The 20,987-nt window shown below is 69.0% G+C and carries 20 protein-coding genes and 1 tRNA gene; 14 read left to right on the forward strand and 7 right to left on the reverse strand.

The window, feature by feature from the left end; translation table 11 throughout:
* Window positions 1-67 precede the first annotated feature (67 nt).
* The 3 genes from W5W_RS0104715 (at window position 68) to W5W_RS0104725 (ending at window position 1,585) form a co-directional block, all read left to right on the forward strand.
* Window positions 68-652, forward strand: a complete 585-nt coding sequence (locus tag W5W_RS0104715) for a hypothetical protein (protein WP_017194554.1) — start codon at window positions 68-70, stop codon at window positions 650-652.
* Between the two features lie 88 nt (window positions 653-740).
* A complete protein-coding gene (locus tag W5W_RS0104720) occupies window positions 741-1,127 on the forward strand; it encodes a helix-turn-helix domain-containing protein (RefSeq protein WP_017194555.1) in 387 nt (128 codons plus the stop codon).
* On the forward strand, window positions 1,124-1,585 hold the full coding sequence (locus tag W5W_RS0104725; protein WP_017194556.1) for a hypothetical protein: 462 nt from the start codon (window positions 1,124-1,126) through the stop codon (window positions 1,583-1,585). Before W5W_RS0104720 ends, W5W_RS0104725 begins: the two co-directional genes overlap by 4 nt.
* 126 nt (window positions 1,586-1,711) lie before the next feature.
* Here W5W_RS0104725 and W5W_RS0104730 read toward each other — a convergent pair.
* Window positions 1,712-1,785: transfer RNA gene (locus W5W_RS0104730), tRNA-Lys, on the reverse strand.
* Window positions 1,786-2,114: 329 nt separating this feature from the next.
* Between W5W_RS0104730 and W5W_RS0104735 the strand changes: the two genes are divergently transcribed.
* Window positions 2,115-2,717, forward strand: a complete 603-nt coding sequence (locus W5W_RS0104735) for a TetR/AcrR family transcriptional regulator (RefSeq protein WP_017194557.1) — start codon at window positions 2,115-2,117, stop codon at window positions 2,715-2,717.
* Between the two features lie 86 nt (window positions 2,718-2,803).
* Window positions 2,804-4,000, forward strand: coding sequence for an MFS transporter (locus W5W_RS0104740; protein WP_029574082.1), 1,197 nt, complete (start codon window positions 2,804-2,806; stop codon window positions 3,998-4,000).
* A gap of 126 nt (window positions 4,001-4,126) precedes the next feature.
* Here W5W_RS0104740 and W5W_RS0104745 read toward each other — a convergent pair whose 3' ends face one another.
* A complete protein-coding gene (locus W5W_RS0104745) occupies window positions 4,127-5,653 on the reverse strand; it encodes a DUF5691 domain-containing protein (RefSeq protein ID WP_017194559.1) in 1,527 nt (508 codons plus the stop codon).
* Window positions 5,650-6,711, reverse strand: coding sequence for a hypothetical protein (locus tag W5W_RS0104750; RefSeq protein ID WP_017194560.1), 1,062 nt, complete (start codon window positions 6,709-6,711; stop codon window positions 5,650-5,652). Before W5W_RS0104750 ends, W5W_RS0104745 begins: the two co-directional genes overlap by 4 nt.
* 622 nt (window positions 6,712-7,333) lie before the next feature.
* Between W5W_RS0104750 and W5W_RS0104755 the strand changes: the two genes are divergently transcribed.
* The 3 genes from W5W_RS0104755 (at window position 7,334) to W5W_RS0104765 (ending at window position 12,159) form a co-directional block, all read left to right on the forward strand.
* Entirely contained in the window at window positions 7,334-8,089 is a 756-nt protein-coding gene (locus W5W_RS0104755) for a hypothetical protein (protein ID WP_017194561.1), read from the forward strand.
* Between the two features lie 119 nt (window positions 8,090-8,208).
* The gene (locus tag W5W_RS0104760) at window positions 8,209-11,115 is read left to right on the forward strand and encodes an RNA degradosome polyphosphate kinase (protein WP_017194562.1); all 2,907 of its coding nucleotides are present in this window, start codon (window positions 8,209-8,211) and stop codon (window positions 11,113-11,115) included.
* 24 nt (window positions 11,116-11,139) lie between these two features.
* Complete coding sequence (locus tag W5W_RS0104765) at window positions 11,140-12,159, forward strand: NUDIX hydrolase (RefSeq protein WP_017194563.1); 1,020 nt, start codon at window positions 11,140-11,142, stop codon at window positions 12,157-12,159.
* A gap of 167 nt (window positions 12,160-12,326) precedes the next feature.
* On the opposite strand, the gene W5W_RS0104770 is transcribed toward W5W_RS0104765, so the two are convergent.
* From W5W_RS0104770 to W5W_RS0104780, 3 genes are all read right to left on the reverse strand, one after another.
* Window positions 12,327-12,719 carry a VOC family protein gene (locus tag W5W_RS0104770; protein ID WP_008730451.1) on the reverse strand — a complete coding sequence of 131 codons (393 nt, stop codon included), beginning with the start codon at window positions 12,717-12,719 and terminating at the stop codon, window positions 12,327-12,329.
* A gap of 218 nt (window positions 12,720-12,937) precedes the next feature.
* A complete protein-coding gene (locus W5W_RS0104775; protein WP_017194564.1) occupies window positions 12,938-14,026 on the reverse strand; it encodes a hypothetical protein in 1,089 nt (362 codons plus the stop codon).
* Window positions 14,027-14,222: 196 nt separating this feature from the next.
* On the reverse strand, window positions 14,223-15,179 hold the full coding sequence (locus W5W_RS0104780; RefSeq protein WP_008731943.1) for a hypothetical protein: 957 nt from the start codon (window positions 15,177-15,179) through the stop codon (window positions 14,223-14,225).
* Window positions 15,180-15,230: 51 nt separating this feature from the next.
* Between W5W_RS0104780 and W5W_RS0104785 the strand changes: the two genes are divergently transcribed.
* The 6 genes from W5W_RS0104785 to W5W_RS0104810 all read left to right on the forward strand — a co-directional run bounded on the left by W5W_RS0104785 (window position 15,231) and on the right by W5W_RS0104810 (window position 20,307).
* Window positions 15,231-15,902: a response regulator transcription factor gene (locus W5W_RS0104785; RefSeq protein ID WP_017194566.1), complete on the forward strand. Its 672-nt coding sequence runs from the start codon at window positions 15,231-15,233 to the stop codon at window positions 15,900-15,902.
* A gap of 498 nt (window positions 15,903-16,400) precedes the next feature.
* Window positions 16,401-17,198: a heme-binding beta-barrel domain-containing protein gene (locus tag W5W_RS14610; protein ID WP_050980372.1), complete on the forward strand. Its 798-nt coding sequence runs from the start codon at window positions 16,401-16,403 to the stop codon at window positions 17,196-17,198.
* The gene (gene ygfZ / locus W5W_RS0104795; RefSeq protein WP_017194568.1) at window positions 17,198-18,394 is read left to right on the forward strand and encodes a CAF17-like 4Fe-4S cluster assembly/insertion protein YgfZ; all 1,197 of its coding nucleotides are present in this window, start codon (window positions 17,198-17,200) and stop codon (window positions 18,392-18,394) included. Before W5W_RS14610 ends, ygfZ begins: the two co-directional genes overlap by 1 nt.
* A 152-nt stretch (window positions 18,395-18,546) precedes the next feature.
* Window positions 18,547-18,924, forward strand: a complete 378-nt coding sequence (locus W5W_RS0104800) for a DUF2516 family protein (RefSeq protein ID WP_017194569.1) — start codon at window positions 18,547-18,549, stop codon at window positions 18,922-18,924.
* Window positions 18,924-19,391 carry a D-aminoacyl-tRNA deacylase gene (gene dtd, locus W5W_RS0104805; protein ID WP_017194570.1) on the forward strand — a complete coding sequence of 156 codons (468 nt, stop codon included), beginning with the start codon at window positions 18,924-18,926 and terminating at the stop codon, window positions 19,389-19,391. Before W5W_RS0104800 ends, dtd begins: the two co-directional genes overlap by 1 nt.
* A gap of 382 nt (window positions 19,392-19,773) precedes the next feature.
* Window positions 19,774-20,307: a DUF3995 domain-containing protein gene (locus tag W5W_RS0104810; protein WP_238533252.1), complete on the forward strand. Its 534-nt coding sequence runs from the start codon at window positions 19,774-19,776 to the stop codon at window positions 20,305-20,307.
* On the opposite strand, the gene W5W_RS0104815 is transcribed toward W5W_RS0104810, so the two are convergent.
* The gene (locus W5W_RS0104815) at window positions 20,291-20,881 is read right to left on the reverse strand and encodes a TetR/AcrR family transcriptional regulator (protein WP_017194572.1); all 591 of its coding nucleotides are present in this window, start codon (window positions 20,879-20,881) and stop codon (window positions 20,291-20,293) included. The two genes, W5W_RS0104810 and W5W_RS0104815, sit on opposite strands and share 17 nt — an antisense overlap.
* Between the last annotated feature and the right edge of the window lie 106 nt (window positions 20,882-20,987).

Below are 20,987 nucleotides of genomic sequence, written 5' to 3' on the forward strand. Positions count from 1 at the left end.
GCTCTAACGTCTTCTGCAAGGCGGGGCGACATCTGGCTGCGGGGGAGCGTGAGGGTGGTGAGGTCGCATGACCAGAGCGAAACTGCTTGCAAACCGCCTCGGTGATGTCGGACTGAGATCCTGCCAGCAGGATGGAGAGACAATCGCTGAGGTTGTCCCCGGTTACGGCGGCGAATGGTGGACACTGCTGTGCGACTCCGGGCGCAAGCAGTTCGCGGAGGAAGTAAGCGCCCTGCGCAGTACCTGCTCCAACAACGAGTGGATGCTGCTTGTAGCAGATTTGGCGGAGCTTTTGGAGGCTGCCCAGAAAGGCCTCCTCATCTTCGACACCACCAACACCCGCGGCGAGGTCTGCCGGCCGCGCGGATTCAAAAATTGCGAGGACGACAACACCCGCCTGGACGTCCAAGAGGTGCTCGAACTGCGCATCGAACGCACCTTCAACCTCGATGACCGGCGCAGGCATCTGCGCCTCTACTACAGCGAACCCAGTGACCAGCCGGGGATGCTGCTCCATCTGCACTTGGCGCATAAGGCGGATCGTGCTGACGGTCTGGCAGAGCAGGACTGTCAGATCATTGAGGCACAGCGGAGGTTCAACACCTGGTGGCCCGGCAGGCCCTACGGTGCTGAGTTCATGCTGCCATTGTGATCATAGGCTCAGCACTTGGCCTCAGACACCAGAGCCTCTAGTATGTCGTTGGCGACATATTGCTACGCAGTGATGAAGGAGGATTGACGTGGATCTCTACGAACTCCTCGGCGAGGATAAGAATGCCCCTGAACACAAGTTGGCGCGCGCCCTGCGCGACGCCGACGGTCAGCTCTTCAAAGATCTCGTTGCTGCTCGCAAGAGCCAGGGGCTCACCCAGAAGCAGATGGCGCAACGGATGGACACCACCCAGGCCGCCGTCTCCCGCTTCGAGTCGGGCCGCACCGACCCTCATCTGTCTACCCTGCGTTCCTACGCCATGGCGCTGGGCGTCGTCGTCCGTCATGAGGTCTTCAGTCAAGAGACTCTCCTCACTTGGGGGCGTGCGCCCGGTCAACACTCCACCTGGGACACCGCAGAACATGCCGCGCGCCTGGCCGGCAGTAGACCATCGCAGACCAAGAGTCTGGCATGACCAAACCCACCGCCCCCAACGATCTCGTCAGCAGGACCGCGCTCATCGGCGGCCTGGAGGTTTTGCGCGTCGTCTGTCAGCCCACCGATGCTGACGACGCCCCATTGCGGTGGGCTATTGGTTCCATCCCGGTGCGCTTAGCCGATCCTGAGGGGGCTGACAGTCCGGCTCCCCTTGGACTGTTCGGAGACCTCCTCACCGTCCAAGATGGGCAGCTCGTCGGAGCCACTGCCCGTATCATGTTTGCGCCGGACACCACGACATGGGACGACGAAACCCCCGAGGGTCTCAATGAGATCACCGAGCAATTCGCCGGGTGGGCCACCCATATGCTGTGGGACGCCGCATCCTCCGCGGCACGGACCGTTGTCGCCTTGTGCGGGACCGCCGGCTCTGTCGCGCTTCCCCGCGCCACGCCGCCTCACGATCTCATTCTCGTGCAGGCCGACGAGAACTGACACCGCCCGCCTCCTTGAGGTGCGGCCATCAAGAGCAGCCATACTGCGGCGGAAATGGAAAACACAGACGCCTCTACGGTCTCAGTAGATCGATACCTTTCGCTGCAATCGAAGCGTTTTCCCCGGTACCCCCTGTGGGGCTCGAACCCACGACCTTCGGATTAAAAGTCCGCAGCTCTGACCAACTGAGCTAAGGGGGCGTCGCGGGCGCGGGGCGATCCGTGCCGGGCGACGCGCCCCAGCATAGCGGCCATTGCCGTCGTCGTCGGCATCATGTCGCCGCCACCGCTCGTTGCGGGTGCTCGGCTCCTGCTGACTGGGCGGCTCGGCCCCGCATCGTGAGGGGCGGCCGCACTGCTGGAATCCCAGGTGCGGCGGACGGCTTCGGCTTGGCGCGCGACGGGCGGCGAGGGCCGGCGGGCCCGGACGGCCGCGGGCGGGGCGCCCACGGCCTCGGGCACTCGACACCCCGAGACACCGCGAGACTCCAGCCTTGACGGAATTATACATACATGTTTGTTTGTATCTCGTGAGACGAACTGCCGCCGATGCCGCGCTGACCCGCGAGGCCATCACCCGCGCCGCCCTGCACTGCTTCGCGCGCGACGGGTGGGAAGGGTGCTCGCTCGTCGACGTCGCCCGCGATGCGGGGGTCACGCGCGGAGCCGTCTATCACCATTTCTCCGGTAAACCCGACCTGTTGACCGCCGTGCTCGCCGAGCAGTGGGAGCTCCAGGCGCGCGACCTGCTCGCCGTGCTCGATGCCGAGCAGCCGGCTGCCGACCGCCTGACAGCCTTCCTCGCCGACTACCTGCAACGCCTGCAGGAGGAGCGTCCGTTCCGCGACCTCGCTGTCGTCTCGACACTGGTCGCGCCTCGGGCGCTGCCGCTTCAACCGGGTCTGAGTGCCAAGCGCGACAACATGCGCCCCTGGACCGAGCGCATCGACCGGGCCCTGGGCGAATGCGAGGACGTTCTGCGCGCCCCGCTCAACGCCAGTCGTTTCACCATCATGACCTTCATCCACGGCGCCGCGCTCACCGCCGCCATCTCGCCCGCGGGCCTCCATGGGCCCGAGGAGGGACGGCGGGTCGCCGAGTCCGTCGTCAACGGGCTCATGCGCTCCCGCTGACCTGGGACCGCGTCCGGCCCCCACGGGCCCCGATGTCTCCCACGGGCCCCGAGAGCCGCGCCCCCACCACACCTCAAGGACCACACATGAATACCCCCGCCCCGACGACGCCCCGGACGAATCCGCGCATGGCGGTCGCCGTCTCCTGCATCGCCCTGTTCACCGACATGCTCATCTACGGAATCCTCATCCCGCTCCTGCCGCTCATGCCGGCGGTCGAGCGCGCGGGCTCATCCGCCACCGGCCTGCTGTTCGCGGCCTACGCAGCCATGATGATCGCAGTCACGCCCCTGGCCGGGCGGCTCGTGGACCGCAAGGGTCCCCGCGGCCCGCTGCTCGCCGCCCTCCTGGGTCTGGCCGCAGCCTGCCTGCTGTTCGCCGTCGGCGGCCCCTACTGGCTGCTGCTGATCTCACGACTGCTGCAGGGCGCCGCCGCGGGCCTCGGCTGGGTGGCGAGCCTCGCCCTGATCGCCGCTTCGATCCCCCTGGAAAGGCGCGGGACCTACCTCGGACTGGCCATGAGCATGGTGTCGATCGGGACGCTCGCCGGGCCGCCCCTGGCCGGGTGGCTCGCTCGCGATCACGGGCATGCGGCGCCCTTCGCCCTGGCCGCGGCCGTCCTCATCCTCGACGGCGTCCTTCGCGTCGTCTTCGTCAGGCCCACTCCGCCGTCGGCCGACGACCCGGCGACCCCTCTCGATGTGCTCCGCGTCGGAGGATCGTGGCCCGTTGTCATCCTCATCGCCGTCGGCTCGGCGGTCACGAGCGCGATCGAGCCGATCCTGCCGGTCCGTCTCGCCGTCGGCCTCGGCCTGGACACCGCGGGCATCGGACTGCTGTTCGCCCTGCTGGTCATCATCGGGGCGGTGCTCAATCCGATGGTCGGTGCGATTCTCAATCGGGTGTCCCCGAGGGTGCTCGCACTGATCGGTGCGGCGCTCGCGATCGCGGGCCTGCTGCTTCTGGGCGCCGGCTCGCGTCTGCCCGTCGTCATTGCGGGCATCGTCTGCCTCGGCGGGGCCATCGCCTTCCTGGTCGCCCCGGCCGGCACGCTCATAGGGGTGCAGGGGGCGCGCACGACGCCGCCCGCCCTCGGCGGCGCCTACAGCCTCTACAACCTCGCCTACGCCGCGGGCCTGACCCTCGGGCCCGTGACGGCGGGGGCGCTCACCTCCGCCCTCGGGTATTCCGCCGCCTGCGCCGTGCTTGCGGGCGCGGTCGCCGTAGTGGCCCTCGGTGGATTCAGCCGGCTGCCCCGCAGTCTGTCCAGTTCGGAGGTTTAAACCCTCGAGTCAGGGAAGGGTCGGACTAAACGACGGCGGAATCATGCGGAATTCTTCTCTGCTCACAGCAGCTGACAGCGCGGACGGCGCTTCTAAACCTCCGCGGTGGACAGCACTTACGAGCACTCACGGCGCCTCCCGGCCGGTTAGGTCGAGCAGTTCGCGACGCAGCTCGAGCGCGGTGATGGTGGTGCGCATCTCCTTGATCTCGAACGATTCGGGTGGCGCTCCCCGCAGTATTCTCAGTGCATCGTCGACCGCCTCCGGCGCGCAGCGGCCCGGCAGCAGTTCGGATGCGGTGCCCAGTGCCGCTGCCGAGGGCATCGGCCCTTTCGGGGCGCTCGCCCTGACCAGGTAGCGGGCCAGGGCGACAGAGTGCCTGGGCGAGAGGGTGAGCGGCCACGTATCGCGGGCCTCGCTCCAGTGGATGGCGCGTTTAAGGGCAACGGTCCGCTCAATGAGCGCGTCGCGCTGCGGGGGATCCAGCAGATTGAAGACCGTCGCGGCGGTTCTCGGGTCGGCCTTCGCGGCTATGGCGGCGGCCAGCGCGGTGTCCCTCCAGCGGACCGCGGCTCTGACCAGTTCCGCGGATAGGTCGACTTCTTCGCCCTCGCTGCGCACCTCCGCCGTCAGCAGGTCCGCGGCCGTCATCCCGATGAGATCGGGCCAGTGCTGCGGAGGGACCCTGGCGACCATCTCCCGCGCCCGCCAGAGTGAGGCCGATGTCAGACGAGGGTCGGCCGGGTACTGGTCGCGCTCGAGCTCGTCGGTCAGCTCCACGGGGATCAGGTCTACCCGTGGCGCCCGGATGAGGCGCCTGGTGACCACGACGTGCCTTCTGGCGAGCTCCTCGGCCCGCTTGACGAGGTCGGAGGCGGGGAGGCGGAGCAGCAGATCGGCGGCGGCGCGGCGCACGTCCCGGGCCCGATCCTTCAACCGAGGCGTGATCAGGGGCTCATCCTGCGGACTCAGACCGGTCGCCAGGGCGGCGAGGATCTGTGCGCGCTCGGGCGCCTTCCGCGTGAGCCATGCGCCATCGGCCAGGAGTGCGCGTCCGGCGGCCGGGTCCGTCGCTCGTACCGACGTCATATAGGCCGCGCGCTCCCGGCCTCCGCCGGCCTCCCAGACCGCCGGATCGGGGGGAGCGGTCCGCGTGTCGATTCTGCGAAGCCGTTCGGCCCAGCGCTCGTCCATGGCGAAGATGGCGCGCGACCGCGGATCCATGAGGTCGATGATCACCTCGTGATCCCTGTCGGTGACTCGGGGCGCGGCTCGATCCAGGAGCCTGGGCGGCAGGCGCAGTCCCCGACTCCGTATGAGGCGCAGCGTCCGGACGACCAGCTCCGTCTGCCCATGCAGGTCCAGCATCCGCGCCAGTAGGTCGGCCAGATCGTCGGAAATGACCGGACCAGTGGGCGCGGGCGGCAGCTCCAGGGCGGTCACGGGCGCGGAGGGGATGATGCTGCGCCGCGCGACGGCGCAGGCCGCGGCCGCCTCAAGGGTGAGCTCGGGGCCTGATGCCCCGCTGAGCGCCCCCGCCACCGGCCCCGGCAGAGCCGCAGGGGTCAGGGGGCGGCCGCGCGTGGTCAGGGTGGTGGAGTGTGCGATGGCGGTGCTGCGATCGGTGTTGTTGATCCTGTCGGAGCTGTTCACAGTGGGACCACCGTTCCCCCGGTCACCAGGCTCAGGGGCTGCAGCCCCTTGGGCGATAGCAATCCCGCCACGACGGCGTCGTCCGAGGCGATGCTCAGCGCCAGTCGCCTGTGCTGCTCGGTTCCGCCCGTCAGCGGCAGCATGGAGGAGCGGTCGGTCAGCGCGAGATGCCCGGCCTCATCAATGGCGAGCCGTCCGGCCACGATCGCCGGGCGGGCGTCCGCCCACGGATCGGCGGACAGGGCGTCGCGCCAGGCCTTGCGGGCGCCGGTGATCGGCGCGGGGGTGGGGGTCCAGCCGGTGACCGCCCCCGTTGAGGGGTACTCCTGCCGTGACAGTGCGCGCAGGGAATCACCCGGGTAGAAGTGCAGGCGGGCCTCGACCTGGGTGCCGGCGGTATAGGTCCGTGGAAGCTCGTCGCGCTCGCGCGCATAGGCGATGACCCGTGCCCAGCGGTGCGTCTTCCTGCCGTACAGCCAGGAGTGCCGGGCCACGCCCCGCCCCTCGCTGCGGTCCTGCGAGCCCACGACCACCCAGTGGTCCTTGACCTCCGGTTCGGTGAGGACGACCTCGGTCCGGACGCTCATGCCCAGTTGATGGCGCATGGCCGTCGCCAGGTCGGACGGCAGGTGCGTGCGCTCCCTCCAGGCGCGCACGAGCAGATGGATGGTGCCGAGCTCATCGGTGGCGGTCTGCACCCAGGCGGGGTCCTCGTCGTCGGCCGCGGCCGTCTCGGTCAGCTCGGCTAACTCGTCGGCCAGCTCGTCGGCCAACTCCGTCAGGCGCGTGGCCAGTGCGGGCGCCTGCGCCTCGACCATGCGAGCGGCTAGTCGACGCAGAGCTGTCGGCAGTCCCTCGCCGGATGCGGCGATGCCCTGCTCGACCTGCTCCGCCATCCAGTGGTCGAGTTCGTCCAGGCCATCGGTCATGCGCTGCTCGCCGTGGGAGGTAGGTGCGTCGGCCGGGCGACGGTCCGATCCGCTGGGCGAGGAGGTGCGCGCAGCCGCCTCTGTGGATGCAGCGGACTCGGTGGACTCAGCGGGCGTGGTCATCACCATGGTGCCCTGCTCGGGTGATCGGTCGGGTGGGCATGTGCCGTGGTCATGAGCCAGAGTTCCTCAAGGACGTCATTTGGATTGTGAAGGACCGCGTGGCGCCGGAAGCAGGGTTCATCACGGTTGGCAAAGCCTCCAGAGGCCTCCAACGACCTCCAAAGGCCTCGGTGTAATGAACCGATACAATCCTATGGCGCAAAATTACGATTCGGCAACGAATCGTATGTCCCTGAGATGAGTGCGTCCCGGAAGCGCGCCGGAGTGGCGTGGCGATAGATTTTCTGAACGGCGCATAAAAATGCAATGATACTCATTCTCGCTCGATGGGCTTTGAATCGTTTGCGGGACCGCTATGCCTGCGTCTCCACACAGTCGATGCGGCCGCACTGACGCCCTGAGACCGTGCCGCCCTGAGACCGTGCCGCCCTGCAGCCCTTGGGCTCTGGACAGGATGCGGCTCGGTTTCGAGCGACTGCGCAGGGATGTTGCACATGGGAGGACGAGGTTTTCTCCGAGCGTTCAGTGTCGTGCGAAAATACCTGCCTTGTCGGGGTAGGAGCGCGGATGCCTGCGAGTGAGCGCTCCCAGCGCTCGGCACATGTCAGGAGTGGAGTAAGGAGGCCGTATGACTCGCCAGTTCCATCGCCCCGCCCGTCTTGATCCCGAGACTGCCGAGAGCATCGAGGGCGCCGCTGATACCGCTTCCTCCTCCGAGCTCGCCCATCGGGCGGCTCAGGCGCTCATCGGCGGCCGACCGTCTGCTGGCGGGCACTCCGGCGATCCCGACGTCTCCAGTGACGCCGGCGCACCCGACGACCCGGGGGAGTGGATCACTCGTCCCGGCGTCGTGGCGGCCGTCGCCTCCCATGGCGTCGACACCGTGGCCGAGTTGTGGGCCGACTCCCCGGCCACCACCCTGCCGGGCACGTTGTGGCGCCTGTTCCTCGTGCGCGAGTGGATTCGCCGCGATCCGGCGCTGGTCGCCCGGCGCTACGCCACCGTCATCGACCTGAGCGCCCTCAGTGCAGATGCTGACGGCACCGACAGCACCGACAGCACTGACAGCACCGACGGTGGAGCCCTGTCCCGCTTCGAAGCCGCCCGCGCCGAGGCGCGACCGGTCCCCTCTCCCGAGGATCTGCGCGCCGCCCTGGACCGGGTGCTGGCCGGACAGACGGCCGACGTCGTCTCTCTGACGCCGATTCTTCGCACGACCGCCGCCTTCCTGCGGGCGCTCGCGGTCGGCTCGGATGCGGTGTGGATCGACGACGACGCCGATGAGCTCGCCGATCGGGTCACCCGCCGGGATTCGGCGCTCCTGGCCACCGCCGCCGAGCTCGCCGAGGCCTCGCGCAGAGCCGCCTCCGGTCGACTCGATTGACGGCCTTATCGCCCATGTCCGGCGCATTTCCCCTCTGAAGAGCCGAGCAAGGGCGGAATGGGGCAGATTTCTCGGCCAACAGACTCCTCACGGAGGCCGGGACGTGGGATCATGCCCTCATGACGACGCCTGACCCCGACGAGACCCCCCAACCCAGCCGTGCGCTGCTGTCAGCCTTCCTCGGGGGCTGGGCGCGATTCCAGTCCAAGAACGGCGACAAGGACGGCGACTCGGCCCCCGAGGCCGAGTCCGGCGCAGAGAGCTCCGCCCCGGATGCCGAGTCCGGCGGGGAGCCCGACGGCCGGGCAGGGGTTGAGGACGTGCAGGCCGCTGCTGACGCCGACGACGCCGAAGGCTCAGCCGCCTCAGCTACCTCAGCCACAGAGGCCGCCACGGCCAATGAGGCCGCCTCGGATGGGGGTGCCGAGATTGATACCGGCGATGAGGCCGATGCCGGCGACGAGGCCGATTCTTCCGCTGCGGACGCTCGTGCCGACGAGGACGGTCACGACGACTCCGTCGACGAGCTGGCCGAGCTGGACGACGAGGACGCCGATCTGGACGACCACGTCATCGAGGTCGCCGACCCCCGCGATTTCGCCGACGATGCCGGGCCTCTGTACGAGGACGAGGACTTCGATGAGGATTTTGGGCAGGAGGCCGAGGTCGCCGACCCCGATCGATCCTCCACCGGGCAGGCGGAGGCCGCCGTCGACCAGACGGCCGCGGGCACTGCGCAGGAGCAGCCGACCACCGGTGCAGCGGCATCGGCCGATGAGGGGGCGGCCGAGCAGACGGACCCGGACGAGCGTGTCGAGCGTGCCGAGGGGACGGAGTCGGAGGCACGGGCCGGCCAGGCCGGCCGGGCGGATTCCCCCGCCTCCCCCGCCTCCCCGGCCGCTTCCGAGGACGATCTGCCTCCGTTGGAGTCCTTCACGAGCCGTTACACCGACCGCGAGCTGACCTGGATGGACTTCAACGAGCGGGTCCTGGAGCAGGCCGAGGATCGGGACCTCCCGCTGCTGGAGCGGGCCTGGTTCCTGGCGATCTTCTCCTCCAACCTCGATGAGTTCTACATGGTGCGCGTGGCGGGGCTCATGCGGCGCATCAAGGCGGGCATCACCCCGGTGCGCGCCTCGGGCCTGGACGCCAACCAGGTCCTGGCCGAGGTGACCCGCCGCGCCAAGGAGCTCACGGCTCGTCAGGCCGCCCTCTTCGAAGAGGACATCCGTCCCGGACTGGCCGAGCACAACGTGGACATCCTGGGATGGGGCGACCTCAACCTTCAGCAGCAGGAGCGCCTGACCCGCTACTTCCGGCATCACATCTACCCGGTGCTCACGCCCCTGGCCGTGGACCCCTCCCACCCCTTCCCCTACATCTCGGGCCTGTCCCTGAACCTCGCCGTCATCCTGCGCAATCCGCGCAGCGGCAAGGAGCACTTCGCCCGTGTCAAGGTCCCCGACTCCCTGCCCCGCCTGGTGACCGTTCCCGGCCGTGAGCTGGGCACCACCGACAAGGGCGCCGGCTCCGCCGTCATCCCCCTGGAGGTGGTCATCGGCCAGCACCTGGACCACCTCTTCCCGGGCATGGACATCCTGGAGCACCACCTCTTCCGGGTCACCCGCAATGAGGATCTCGAGGTGGAGGAGGACGACGCCGAGAACCTTCTCAAGGCGATGGAGAAGGAGCTGGAGCGCCGTCGCTTCGGCGACTGCGTGCGCCTGGAGGTGGAGAACACGATCTCCTCCTTCGCCCGCCGCTACCTGGTGCGCGCCCTGGGGCTGCGGCCCGACGACGTCTTCGAGCTCCCGGCGCCCCTGGACCTGACCTGCCTCAACCAGCTTCACGATCTGGACATCCCCGCTCTGAAGTATCCGCGCTTCGTGCCGGTCACCGCCGCGGGTCTGGCCGCCCACGAGTCCTCCACCGCCCCGAACGTCTTCGCCGCCATGCGCGATCATGATGTTCTGCTACACCACCCCTACGACTCCTTCTCCACCTCGGTGCAGGAGTTCATCTCCCAGGCCGCCGCCGACCCCAAGGTGCTGGCCATCAAACAGACCCTCTACCGCACGTCCGGGGACTCCCCGATCGTGGACGCCCTCATCGAGGCCGCCGAGGCGGGCAAGCAGGTGGTGGCGATCGTGGAGATCAAGGCCCGTTTCGACGAGGAGGCCAACATCTCCTGGGCGCGCAAGCTCGAGCGCGCCGGCGTGCACGTCGTCTACGGCATGGTCGGGCTCAAGACCCACTGCAAGTTGCTGCTCGTCGTGCGTCAGGAGGGCGACGGCCTGCGCCGCTACTGCCATGTGGGCACCGGCAACTACCACCCCAAGACTGCGCGCGGATACGAGGACCTGGGACTGCTGACATGCGATCGCGACGTCGCCCAGGACATGACCACGCTGTTCAACATGCTCTCCGGCTACGCTCCGCGCGCCCGCTTCCGGCGCCTGCTGGTGGCTCCGCGCACCGTGCGCGACGGCCTGCTCGAGCGCATCGAGCGGGAGATCGAGAACAAGCGCGCGGGCGGGCCCGCCTGGATCCGCATCAAGGTCAACTCCATCATCGACGAGGCCTGCATCGACGCCCTGTACCGCGCCAGCCGTGCCGGGGTGGAGGTGGACATCGTCGTGCGGGGCATCTGCGGTATTCGCGCGGGTGTGCCCGGGCTCAGTGACAATATCCGGGTGCGCTCCATCCTGGGGCGCTACCTGGAGCACTCGCGCGTCTACGCCTTCTGCAATGACGGGAGCACCGAGCTGTTCATCGGGTCGGCCGACCTCATGCATCGCAACCTGGATCGGCGCGTGGAGGAGCTGGTACGCATCACCGACCCGGCGATGGTCGATGAGCTGGAGTGGCTGGTGACCCATGCCGCTTCCGACGCCGTCTCCTCCTGGTGGCTCGAGCCCGACGGCACGTGGGTCCGGCACGCCTACGGTCCCGATGGGGAGAAGCTGGAGGACATCCAGACCACTCTCATGGCCCGGGCGCGCTCGCGCGTCAAGGGTCGCCACTGAAGCGCCCCTGAGGAGTGCAGGCCCATGTCATCATCATCGCGTGCCAAGCACGTGGTGCGCGCCGCCGGCGCGCTCGTGTGGAGGGAGCGCCGCGGCCGCCTCGAAGTGCTCCTGGTGCACCGCCCCCGGTACGACGACTGGTCGTTCCCCAAGGGGAAGGTGGAGCCGGGGGAGTCGGTGCGCACCTGCGCGGTGCGGGAGGTCGCCGAGGAGACCGGTGCTCGTATCGCGCTCGGCCAGCCGTTGGAGACCATCCGCTACAAGCTCTCGGACGGACGGCGCAAGCGCGTCCACTACTGGGCCGCGCGCGAGCTTGACGACGACGAACCGGGCGCCCGCGCCCGTGCGGCGGTGGCCCCGGCGTCGGCCCGCGAGATAGACGACGTGACGTGGGTGCGCGTCAAGAAGGCCCGGGGCATGCTCACGCACGCGGTGGACCGCGACCTACTGGGCAGCCTGGTGGACCTGTGGGAGGACGGCAAGCTCGATACCTGGACCTTCGTGCTGGTGCGGCACGCCCGCGCCGTCAAGCGGTCGGTGTGGAATCGCCCCAAGACGCGCGACAAGGAGACCAACGAGGCCACTCGCCCGCTCACTGATGATCAGGGCGAGGTGCGCGCCCGGGCGCTCGTGCCGGTGCTGGCCGCCTACGGCGTGGGCCGGGTCGTGTCCAGCCCGTGGAGGCGCTGCATGGACACGGTGGCGCCCTATGCGAGGGCGGCCGGGATCGACATCGTGGCGGAGCCGGCCCTCACGGAGCTGGCGCACGCCGATTCCCGCAAGGCGGCGCGCAAGGTCGTCTCCGATGTCCTGCGTCATCGGGATGTGCCGGTGGCCCTGTGCACTCACCGGCCCGTACTGCCCTCCGTCATGGAGGTGATCTCCCGGTACGCGCCGGGCAAGTTGCTGCGCTCAGTGCCGGACCGGGACCCGTGGCTCAAGACGGGGGAGATCATGGTGGTGCACCTGGCGCGCCGACCGCGCGGCAGGATTCGGGCCGTGGCGATTGAGAAGCAGCGCCCGGTCCTGTCAGAGGGCCGCTGAGGCGTCGAGGTCCGCGTCCCGGCATCAACAAGGCCGCCTCCTTCGTCGAGATCGGTCCGGTTCCGCGTCGAGATCGGTCGCAGTCCGCATCGAGATCGGTCCGCTTCCGGCTCGAGATCGGTCGCAGTCCGCCGCGAGATCGGTCCGAGGCGCGCACCGGGCACTGCTCAGGACGGGGCCTGGCCGACTGGGCCCTGGTGGCAGACCGCTTCGATGTTGTGCCCGTCGGGGTCCAGGACGAAGGCGCCGTAGTAACCGGGATGGTAGTGAGGGCGTTCACCGGGTGCGCCGTTGTCGGTGCCTCCCGCTGCCAGGGCGGCCTCATGGAAGGCGTCCACCTGCTCGGTGGAGTCCGCACTCAGGGCGAGGTGGACGGTGGTGGGATTCTGACTTGGGACCAGCCAGAGATCTGGACCGGCGCCCTGGGGCTTGGCCACCCCCATGCCGCACACGTCTCCGAACACCATGAGGACGGTATACCCCAGCGGTTCCAGGGCCTGTTCGTAGAAGGCTCGAGAGGCCGCAGGATCATGGACAGCAAGCGATGCGTGATCAATCATGCTCGGCAATCTAAGGCTTGACACCGTGCGAAGGTCCAGCGCTTCGTGTCGGCTACCCGTTAAGCCCCGTTAAGCGTCGTGCCGGGAGTCGGGCGCGGTTGCTGCGGAACAGGACGCAGCGCGCCCCGCTCCGCGCCGGTTGCGCCGACGGCGCCGACTGCGCTGGCTGGGTCCGGGCTCAGTGATCCATCGGGCTCAGTGATCCATGCGCCGTCGGCTCACCAAGACGCGCCCTGCCGCCGGATCTCGAACGGCGTGCGCAGCGCCGTCACCGGATTCTCCTCGCACAGGCTCTGCGGCAGGACTCCGCGCAGTCCGGTGAGGAAGCCCTCGCCATCGGCGACATCCGCGGGCGTCGCCCGTTCCACATGAACCCCGGCAGCCTCTATCGCCGTCTCGCGCCTGTACTGCGCCGAAAGCGCGGCGTCGGCGTCCTGCAAGTACTTGATCTCGCCGTCGATCTCGTAGGCGAGCATCGCCGCCCGCCAGCCGAGATCGGCGTAGAAGACGCCGGCCTCAGTGTGCACGGGCATCTGGGGCTGCGGCGCCGCGATCCCGTCGATCAGGCACAGTCTGCGCGCCTCGGTCTCCCACACCGATTGGCTCCACGGCGTCGCGGCCATGACGACGGCGCGGGCCCGCCGCACGCCCCGCTCGTGCGGCCGGGCGTCAAGCCGCTTGAGGAGCGCTCGGCGGAACCGCGCGGCCTCGGCGTCGATTTCGGGGCGATGATCCCAGGGGCGGTCGCCGGCCCCGGCCGCGATCGCGAACAGCGAGTCGACGACGGCGAGCGCACGGTTGGGCGGCAGGAACCGGGCGCAGTCCTCGGCTGTGCGCTCCAACGAGGTCACGCGCAGCCCATCGAGCTCGACGATGTCGGAGTCGGCAAGGTCGTAGCGATGCCGGATGAATGGGCGGGCCCCGAGCGCCCGACGGCGGTCGCGCGGCCCGAGCGCGCGCGAGGCCGGCCGATTGGGCGGACGCCTCCGAGAAGCGCGTCTGAGGCCGGCGGCGTTCCAGCCCACGATGAGGTGAACCGCCGCCGGCTCGTAGAGCGCGCGCCCACCGTGGAGGAGCGCGGCGGTCTCGAGGGCGACGACGCCGTCGAGCCTTTCAGTGCGGACGACGCGCAGGAGGACTTCGCGGATGGTGCGGTGGGTGGTGAAGTCGGGTGCGTCGGGGCTGGCCGGTATGTAGGTGCTGCGGCGCACTCGTCGGATCTCGCCGGTGGCCAGGCGGCTCTCGATCTCGCGCGGATTGCGCTGATCCTGGGGAATTCGCGGGGTGGGACACGTCTTCGGGCTCATGTACCGACAGTGCCCGATGACGCAGCAATTCGCCAGGTGGCGGCAGGCGCCTGTGGATAACTGCGGTGCCCGGCAGGGCCGCAATCGGTTATCCACAGGTCTGTGCTGCGGGAGGTGCCGATCTCGGTGCGGAGTACGACCGATCTCGGTGCGGAACCGGACCGATCTCGAGCCGGAGAGCGACCGATCTCGGCGATCAGCCGGCGATGAAGCTGCCCATGAGGCGCGCGATCGTGTACACCGGTGCGCCCAGCGCCAGGATCGGCACGATCGCGCTGGCTACCGCGGCGCGCCCGCCCGGCACCCAGCGGTGCGTCCACAGCACTCGGTTGGAGGACGCCATGAGCACACCGGCGACGAAGCCGACGATCACGCACGCGGCCGCCGACTGGAGCTCCTGCTGAAGCCCGACATGGCTCGGCCCGAAGAATCCCGCCGCCGCCAGGATGCCTCCTGCCACCCCGGCCACGAGCGCGGGAACCGTCAGGGTCAGCGCCTCCAGAACGGTGGCTCGCACCTCGAGCACCGTCAGCAGCGCCCCCGAGAACAGCGCCAGCGCGCAGGGGACGATGACCGCCGGATCGGCCAGTCCCGGGGCCAGGGCGCACCAGGCCGCACCCGAGACCGTGATGAGGCCTCCCGCGACTGTGGCGGACAGATTCTCCACGAGATCCTGACGGCCGTCGTGACGGGCCATCTGGGCGACGAACGCCGCCAGCACGCTGAAGGCCATCACCACGCCCGCGGATCCGTAATCTCCGCGCAGGGCGACGACGACGGCCGCGGCCAGACCCGTCAGGGCGACGACGCCGGTGGCGCCCTGGTCGTGCTCGGAGCGGACGAGGGCGGGCCAGCCCTGCGCAGTCAGCGGCACGAGCAGGCAGATGACGATGAGTCGCACCCACCCCGGCAGCGCCGCGGACACGGCCAGCAGTATGGGCACGATGCCGGCCATGGCCAGACGCGTCCAGGCCGGATCGACCAGTCCGGGCTCGATCGGATGGTGCCCGCCGCGTCGAGTGCCGTACGCGCCGGGCTCGGCCATCGCCCCGGAGGACGGCGCGGCGACCGGGGAAATCGGGGAGTCGATGGAGCCCTGGGCGTTCTCCTGGTGGTTCACAGAGGCATCGTCCCACACCTGAAACGGGCGCATGTGGTTCACTGACACCCGGAACCTCACCGGAGCGCGGAAGGAGTCCGGAGCATGCGCGTCATCATGTTCACCCATGAGGGTGAGGTTGCCAACGTTCTCCCATCTGCCTGCTTCCTTGATGCCCACGTGGAGTGCCATCCCCCCACGCCCGCCTTCTACAGCGCGATCGATGACGCCGACGTCGTCATGATCGATGGCCGCGGGGATCTCATGCGAGCGCGGGCACTGTGCCAGCTGCTGTCCGGTCCGATGGACTGCCCGCCGATCATCCTGGTGATGGAGGAGGGCGGGGCCGCGGTCGTTCAGCCGGACTGGGGCGCCTCCGACTTCGTCATGGCCGGTGCGACGCCGGCCGAGCTCTCCGCGCGCCTGCGGCTGCTGCGCACTCGGGCGATCGCCCCGGAGCCCCTCGGCGATGACCAGATCGAGGTCGGCGACCTGGTCATCGACGCGACCGCCTACACCGCACGCATACGCGGCACGATCATCGACCTGACGTACAAGGAGTTCGAGCTGTTGAAGTATCTCGCGCTCAATCAGGGGCGGGTGCTGACTCGCGAGGTGCTTCTGGACGAGGTGTGGGGCGAGGACTACATCGGCGGCTCGCGCACGGTCGATGTCCATATCCGCCGCCTGCGCGCCAAGCTCGGCACCGAGCACGACCATTTGATCGGCACGGTCCGCAACGTGGGCTACCGTCTCGACGCTCCCGACGAGGAGTAGGCGCCGGGGCGAACGGGGCGGATCCGGAGCGCCCGTTCGGTCGGCGGCTTCCCAGGAGGGACGCCCCGGTGGATTGCGCGCTCAGCGGACGGCCGGTAGCCGGGCCGTTCGTGGCTGCGCCGTCGTGGACCGCATGCCCGAGAGCCGCGCAGTCGGGGGCGAGTCGGGGTGACGGCGCAGTGACGGCTCGACTGCTCGGCGGTCGCGGGGCCGACTTCCGGCGGACTGCGACGCGCCTGTACTGTGGGGGCGGCGTCGGGCCGTGACGGGCCCCGGGCTCCACCTCAAGCCGCCGCGAGCGGCATTCGCGCCGACTGGCGCTCTCCGGCCCGACGTCTTTTCTCCTCCCCGCCACCTCCCGCCGGTGCGGGTCCTTCTACCGTGTGGTCGCTGTCGTGCTGCACTGTGCGGACGGACCGATTTCGAGCCGGAAGTGGACCGATCTCGATGCGGAACTCGACCGATCTCGGCGCGGAGTCGGCGTTGTACCCTGCGGGCATGGCTTTCACGCTTCCCGATGACCTCGCGCCCGAGATCTACCCGCTGGCCTGGCTGGTGGGAACCTGGCGCGGCTACGGCATCCTCACCTACGGCGAGACGGTGCCCGAGCAGGCCGTGCTCCAGGAGATCACCTTCGATCACGACGGCGGCCCCTACCTGCGCCAGACCACCACCATCTGGACCGTGGACGCCACCCGCTCCGCCGACCTCGACTTCGAGATGCCCGGCCTTGAGGGCGCATCGCGCCTGACGCCGGCTCAGGTCTGGTCCACCGAGACCACGTACTGGCGACCGGTCGGGCAGGAGGCCCCGGAGCCCGACGGTGCGGATGCTGCCGACGGCGCGGACGCCGGTAAGGGCGCGGCCCCCAGCACTCCGGTGACTCGGCTCGAGCTCGTCTCCGCCGATCCGGCCGGGCACGTCGCCGTATGGGAGGGTTGGATTCAGGGGCCTCGCGCCCAGGTCGGCACCCAGGCCGTGGGCCGCACCCGCACCGCTGCCGACCTCACCGAGATGACTCGCATGTTCGGGCTCGTCAGCGGCGATCTCATGTGGACCCAGGACATGGCGGCCTTCGGAGTCGAGGAGCCGCGGACCTACGCCTCGGGCAGGCTCGGCCGGGTCGATGACCCAGATGACCCCGATGACCCCGCCAACGCCCCCGGTGCCGCGCTGCGCGCCGCCATCGCCGCCGACGAGGCCGGCAAGAGTGCGGCCGGATCGGACGCCGAGGCCGCCGGCAGTCCCGAGAATCCTGACGGCCCAGCCGACGCCGAGACCGACGGGACCGCCTGATGCGACGCTCCCCGCTGCTGGACCGGGCCGGTGCCGTTCCCAATGCCGTCGGCGACCCCGACGAGCTCGTCCCCGCCCACTACGGCGACCCCTTGCGGGAGCAGCGTCTTCTGGAGTCCGCGGCCGCGGTGACCGTTCTGGCCCGCGATGTCGTCGCCGTGACCGGTGCGGACCGGCTCTCCTGGCTCACGACCCTGTCCAGCCAGGTGCTCACGGATCTGACGCCGGGCGACGGCGGTGTGGAGACGCTCGTCCTGGACGCCAAGGGGCGCATCGTCCATGCGCTCGCCGCCCTGGACGACGCCGAGACCCTCTGGCTCGTCACCGAGGCGGGGCGCGGCCCCGCACTGGTCGAGTTCCTCGAGCGCATGCGCTTCATGCTGCGCGTCGAGGTGAGCGTGCGCGACGACGTCGCCGTGGTGGCGGCCCTGGGGGAGGGGCTGGAGCGTCTGGAGACGGCGATCTCGGCGTCTCCGGCCGTCTGCCTGGGCGTGTGGCGGGACCCGTGGCCCGGTGTCGTCGAGGGCGGCACCAGTTACGACGTCGGGCTCACCCGCGCCCACCCCGGCTCGAATTACCGGGCCGGGCTTGCGCTCGTCGCCGAGGATGCGCTCGGCGCCGTCGTCGATGCCTTCCTGGCGGTCGCGCCGGAGCGCGGGCTGGCGGGATCGTCGGCGTGGGAGGCGCTGCGGGTCGAGGCGGGGCGTCCCCGGTGGGCCCGCGAGGCCGATGAGCGCGCCATCCCGCATGAGCTCGACTGGCTGCGCACCGCCGTCCATCTGACCAAGGGCTGCTACCCGGGGCAGGAGACGGTTGCGAGGACTCTCAATCTGGGCAAGCCTCCGCGCCGTCTGGCCATCCTTCAGCTCGATGGGCTCGCCGGCGCGCTGCCCGAGCCCGGCGCCGTCGTGAGACTGGGGGAGCGCGCCGCAGGGGTTGCGACCTCGGTGGTCCGGCACCATGACTTGGGGCCGATGGCTCTCGCCCTGCTGCGTCGGGGCGTGCCCGCGGATGCGGCGCTTGCCGTGGAGGTCGCTGAAAGTACTGAAGGTGCTGAAAATACGGAAAGTGACGGGCCCGCGGTGCTCACGTGTGTGGACGCCGCCCAGGAAGTACTCGTCTCACCGGAGGGCAGGGCGCAGGCCAGTCCTGCTGAGCGCCCGGGGGCGGGGCTGCGCAAGAGTCTGCTGCACTGAGCCGCGCCACTGACAGCCACTGCCACTGAGCCGCGCCACTGACCGCCCGCTGATGACCGACTCCCCGGCATCCCCGCTGTTCTCGAGTTTCTTTTCATGTTCTCCAAGGCCTTCTTCACTGCGGTCCGCTGCACGACCGGTAGGGTGGGCATGTGACCGCTCTTGTCCTGACCGATTATTACCTGGACCTCGCAGTGGCGGGGATCTGGTATCTGACTTGGATCGTTGCCATCGTTCTGGGCGTTTGGGCTCTCATCGACACCGGGCTGCGTCCGAGCCAGAACTTCATCGCAGCGGACAAGCGCACCAAGGGCTTCTGGCTCGGTGTCAATGCCGTCGGAGTGATGGTGGTCGCGCTCATGGGGGTGAGCTCGATGTTCGGACTGCTCGGCGTGATTGCCAACGCCGTCTATCTGGCGGATGTTCGCCCGACCCTCAACTACTACCAGCCCGTGCATGTGCGCACGCGCATCCGCCGGCGCGGCCAGGGAGGTTCGGGCTTTCAGGGACGCGGCGGCTGGCGGCGCTGATGCGCGCTGTTCTTCAGCGGGTCAACCGCGCTGCTGTCCATGTGGATGGCGAGGATGGGCCGGTGACCGTCGGGGAGATCGCCCGTCCCGGGCTGCTTGCGCTCGTGGGCGCCACCCACGACGACGGTCCCGCCCAGGTCGCCACGATCGCCCGCAAGATCGCCGAGTTGCGCCTGTTCGACGGCCCCGGCGATGACGGCGGCGCCCCCGGCCGCGAGGTCTCGGTGAGCGATCTCGGGGCGCCGGTGCTCGTCGTCTCCCAGTTCACGCTCTACGCCGACGTGCGCAAGGGGCGCCGGCCGTCCTGGAACGCCGCCGCGCCGGGCCCCGTGGCCGAACCGCTGGTCGATGCCGTCGTCGAGGCGCTGCGCGGTCGCGGCCTGGAGGTGGCCACCGGGAGCTTCGGAGCCCATATGAGGATCTCCATGGAGGCCGACGGTCCGGTGACGATTGTGGTGGAGGCGTGAGGCGTGGGGTGTGTCAGCGGTGAGGAGGCCGACGGTCGGGTGCTGAGGCCGACGGTCCGGTGACGATTGTGGTGGAGGCGTGAGGCGTGGGGTGTGTCAGCGGTGAGGAGGCCGACGGTCGGGTGCTGAGGCCGACGGTCCGGTGACGATTGTGGTGGAGGCGTGAGGCGTGGGGTGTGTCAGCGGTGAGGAGGCCGACGGTTGGGTGCTGAGGCCGACGGTCGCTACCGCTTACTACGCTCCTTTCCCTCTTCCTACGCTCCTTCTCCCCGTGCAGTAAGGGGGAAAGGAGCGTAGTAAGCGTTGAGGAAGACGCGTTGACCTCGATAACCACATAGCGCTACGCTACGTAGCGTATTAAGGAGATCGGAGGTGATGCCGTGTGCGGCCGGCTGGGAGGAGGGGCGATTCCGCGCGCGCCCGCGCTCCCGTGGGGTGGCTGCTCCTTGCGGTGGGCTGCGGTACTGCACACGCGGTCTTCTCCGCGATCTGGGCGACGGGCAGTGATCTTCTACTCGTGACGGTGGGAGATGTTGCTGATCGGGTGGCCGCCATGGGGGAGTGGCGGCGGATGCTTCTGCTTGGCGGCATCGCCCTGCTCAAAGGCGGGGTGACGCTTGGTCTTGTGCTCGATTCCCGCGGTCTGCTCGGCAGGGGCCGTGTCCGCGACCTGGTTCGCAGCGGTGAATTCGTGGTGGGCGCCGGACTTCTCGCCTATGGGCTGGTGACGATGGCGGTCAGTGGTCGTCGACTCGTCGTGGCGCTTGGGGCCTCCGAGCCGGAACCGGCGGCGGTGGCGGCCTCGTGGGGGCATCTGCTGATCTGGGATCCGCTCTTCGCGCTCTGGGGAATGGGAACCGCTGCTTACGTCGTGAGAGCGTCACGGCGTCCATCGGGTCTTAGGCGCCCTGTGTGACCAGAAGAAGAAGGTGGTCGGTGAGCTGCTCGATAATGTGATTCTTGTCGGTCTCGTTGAGTACGTGGATCTGGAAGTAGGGGACGCCCAGAAGGGTGGCATGGAACTCATTGATGTCAACGGCGTTCGAGGTAATCAGGCTGAGGGTGGAGGCGATGTCCTGCTGGGCCTTCTTGACGAAAAGACTGTTCATGGTGGACCGCAGTCCTTCATTTCCCTGCATGTCCGCCAGTAAGCCGGGAATAATGGCGAGGCCGGATGGTGAGGAGATCATCTCGATGGCGTTCTCCGCGAGCTCCCTGAGGCCGTCCCGCATGTTGTCAGAATTGTTGTCCTTATTTTTTCTTCCGCTCGGGAGGTGAATCATGAGTTCGAAGACCATCTCGGCCTTGGAGCTCCAGCGCCGGTAGATGGTGGTCTTCGCGACCCCCGATTCCCGTGCGACGCTCTCGATGGTCAGGGCGGCGTAGCCCTGCCGGGCCAGGAGGTGGTTGACGGCTGTGGTGAGTTTGGCGTCTGTTCGGGCGCGTCGTGAGGCATGGCGGTCGCCGGGGCCCGTCGTCTGGCTGTCCATGACTGTATATGGCTCCTATGACTCCGCTCGGTGGGTGAATGGAAGATCATTCTAGCGTACGACAATAATGAAGAGGTGTCGGATATGCCTCTGGTTCTTGTTGAAG

Source organism: Actinomyces massiliensis 4401292, from assembly GCF_000269805.1.
Classification (GTDB): Bacteria; Actinomycetota; Actinomycetes; order Actinomycetales; family Actinomycetaceae; genus Actinomyces; species Actinomyces massiliensis.